The following is a 2,314-nucleotide window of genomic DNA, read 5'->3' on the forward strand; positions in this document are numbered from 1 at the left end:
GATCCTCATCTTCACCTCGATCGCGGCGACCTTCCCGGCCGCGCTGTGGTCGATCTGGCAGTCGCGCGGCTTCGAGGTGTTCCTGCTCGTCATCCTCGTCGGGCTCGTCATCATCGCGCTGATCGTCTACGTCGAGCAGTCCCAGCGGCGCATCCCGGTGCAGTACGCGAAGCGCATGGTCGGCCGCCGCACCTACGGCGGCACCAACACCTACATCCCGATCAAGGTGAACATGGCCGGCGTCGTGCCCGTCATCTTCGCGTCGTCGCTGCTGTACATCCCGGCCCTGATCGCCCAGTTCAACCAGCCGAAGGCGGGGGAGCAGCCGGCCGCCTGGGTCACGTGGATCTCGACGTATCTCACCAAGGGCGACCACCCGCTGTACTGGCTGCTCTACTTCCTCCTCATCGTCGGGTTCACCTACTTCTACGTCGCGATCACCTTCAACCCGGAGGAGGTCGCCGACAACATGAAGAAGTACGGCGGCTTCATCCCGGGCATCCGCGCCGGCCGCCCCACGGCCGAGTACCTCGACTACGTGCTCACCCGCATCACCCTGCCGGGATCCATCTACCTGGGTCTCGTCGCGCTCATCCCGCTCATCGCGCTCGCGACGGTCAGCGCCAACCAGAACTTCCCGTTCGGCGGCACGTCGATCCTCATCATGGTCGGCGTCGGTCTCGAGACGGTGAAGCAGATCGACGCGCAGCTCCAGCAGCGACACTACGAAGGGCTTCTTCGATGACCTCAGCACGCCTGCTCATCGTGGGTCCGCAGGGTTCCGGCAAGGGAACCCAGGGCACCCGTATCTCGGCCACGTTCGGAATCCCGGAGGTGTCCACCGGCGACGTGTTCCGCGCGAACATCAAGGAGCAGACCCCGCTCGGCCGCCAGGTCAAGGCGATCATCGACGCCGGCGACCTGGTGCCGGACGAGCTGACGAGCGCCGTCGTGCGCGACCGGCTCTCCCAGCCGGATGCCGCGAACGGCTTCCTGCTCGACGGGTACCCGCGAAACGCCGCGCAGGTCGCCGACCTCGACCGCTTCCTCGAGCAGCACGACGAGGCCCTCGACGTCGTGCTCGAGCTCGCCGTGCCGCGCGCCATCAGCATCGAGCGCATCGCGCTGCGCGCGCAGGAGCAGGGCCGCAGCGACGACACCGAAGAGGTCATCGCGCACCGCCTGAGCATCTACGAGCGTGAGACCGCGCCCATCCTCGAGGTGTACCGCTCGCGCGGGATCGTCGCCGTCATCGACGGCGTCGGCAGCCTCGACGAGGTCGAGGAGCGCATCAACGCGGCCCTGGCCGAGCGCGGCATCGAGCGCGTCGCCGCGCTCTGAGGTCGCGTCCATGGGCCTTCGCCGGGGAATCTACAAGACTCCCGCGCAGCTGCGCGGCATGGTCGAGCCGGGACTCATCACGGCGCGCATGCTCGACGCGGTGCGCGAGATCGTCGCGCCGGGCGTGACGACGCTCGAGCTGGATGCCGCGGCATCCCGCGTCGTCAAGCAGCACGGCGCCGAGTCCAACTTCCAGCTGGTGCGCGGCTACCGCCACACCGTGTGCACGTCCGTCAACCAGCAGGTCGTGCACGGCATCCCCGGCGACCGCGTGCTGCAGGCGGGCGACATCGTCTCGATCGACGCCGGCGCCCAGTTCAAGGGCTGGAACGGCGACAGCGCGATCACCGTCGTGCTGCCCGACCCGGCGCAGCCGCAGCTCGTGGCGGCGCGCGAGGAGCTGTCCCGCGTGACCGAGGGCTCGCTGTGGGCGGGCATCGCCGCGCTCGCACATGCCAAGCACATCGGCGAGATCGGCGACGCGGTGCAGGGACACGTCGAGGCGGCCGGGCACGGCTACGGCATCCTGCGCGACTACGTCGGTCACGGCATCGGCCGCAAGATGCACGAGTCGCCGTCCGTCTTCAACTACCGCACCGCCGACCTCGGCCCGGCCGTGCGCCCCGGGCTGGTGCTCGCCATCGAGCCGATGATCGTGGGCGGCTCCGAGGAGACCTTCGTCGAGGACGACGACTGGACGGTCTCGACGGTGGACGGCACAGACGGTTCTCATTGGGAACATAGCGTCGCCGTGCACGATGGAGGCATCTGGGTGCTCACCGCCCATGACGGCGGAGCCGCGGGCCTGGCGCCCTACGGCATCACGCCGACCCCGATCCCCTGACCTGAAACCCCGACCCTGAGGTAGACATGGCCACCGCTGCACGCAACAAGAACTGGTTCGCGATCTGGATCACGATCGCCGTCGTGGTGATCGTGGTCGCCGTGGCCGGCGTCGTCATCGCGATGAACT

General features: G+C 68.5%; 2 protein-coding genes and 1 pseudogene. All 3 read left to right on the forward strand.

The window, feature by feature from the left end:
• Positions 1–745, forward strand: a pseudogene (locus VJR25_RS12390) (SecY family transport protein); the annotation flags it as partial.
• Complete coding sequence (locus VJR25_RS12395; RefSeq protein ID WP_324115460.1) at positions 742–1,341, forward strand: adenylate kinase; 600 nt, start codon at positions 742–744, stop codon at positions 1,339–1,341. The pseudogene VJR25_RS12390 and the gene VJR25_RS12395, both read left to right, overlap by 4 nt.
• Before the next feature lie 10 nt (positions 1,342–1,351).
• A complete protein-coding gene (map, locus tag VJR25_RS12400; RefSeq protein ID WP_324115462.1) occupies positions 1,352–2,185 on the forward strand; it encodes a type I methionyl aminopeptidase in 834 nt (277 codons plus the stop codon).
• Positions 2,186–2,314 lie beyond the last annotated feature (129 nt).

This window comes from Microbacterium sp. (assembly GCF_035277845.1).
Classification (GTDB): Bacteria; Actinomycetota; Actinomycetes; order Actinomycetales; family Microbacteriaceae; genus Microbacterium.

What these genes read in the sequence shown, in the direction of transcription:
- map (WP_324115462.1), top strand. Translation starts at nt 1,352, where the DNA reads ATGGGCCTTCGCCGGGGAATCTACAAGACTCCCGCGCAGCTGCGCGGC.
- VJR25_RS12395 (WP_324115460.1), top strand. Translation starts at nt 742, where the DNA reads ATGACCTCAGCACGCCTGCTCATCGTGGGTCCGCAGGGTTCCGGCAAG.